General features: G+C 56.5%; 1 protein-coding gene. It reads right to left on the reverse strand.

Features of this window, described 5'->3' with window-relative positions:
- Positions 1-491: DUF6094 domain-containing protein (locus ABJ99_RS13615; protein ID WP_195842905.1), on the reverse strand; the 491-nt coding region annotated here is incomplete at its 3' end.
- Positions 492-554 lie beyond the last annotated feature (63 nt).

Consider the following 554-nt stretch of genomic DNA (forward strand, 5'->3'; position numbering starts at 1 on the left):
CACAGCTCGTCGTCCAGCACGTAGTGAGGAACGATAAATACCATCACCCCTCCGTACTGCAGCAACGGCAGTGATCGTTGGTAGAACGCTTTCTCCAGCCTCCGTCTGCCGCTACCCTGGTACTGTGAAGCGCCAGAGTGATCAGCGACCAGATCCCCGTAAGGAGGGTTGAGCCAGAGCAGTCCGAAGGACTGTCGAGAGATCATGGTGTCCATCAAGTCACCCTGCAGCACTCGGTCCAGCAACGTTTTCGAGTGATCAGCGCGCTCTCTGTCGTACTCGACGGCATAGGCCTCGGTTCGGTTGCGCTCCAATCGGTGTGCGACCTCAGCCAACGCCACGCCTTCTCCCGAACACGGATCAAGTATCCGCATTCGTCCCGAGGAAGCTGGCAACAATGCCTGCAGAGTGCGTTCCAGCGTCAGTTCGTCAGTGGGGTAATAGCCATTGCGTGCAAAATTACGGGCAAGCCGTGAAAACATCAAAGCCATGATGGGCTCCTTGGACAAGTGGGTGTGAACTACGCCGTAAGTTCAGTGGTGAGTTTTCCTGCG

Origin of the sequence: Pseudomonas syringae pv. cilantro, assembly GCF_001293775.1 — a bacterium.
In the GTDB taxonomy this organism is placed as follows: Bacteria; Pseudomonadota; Gammaproteobacteria; order Pseudomonadales; family Pseudomonadaceae; genus Aquipseudomonas; species Aquipseudomonas syringae_P.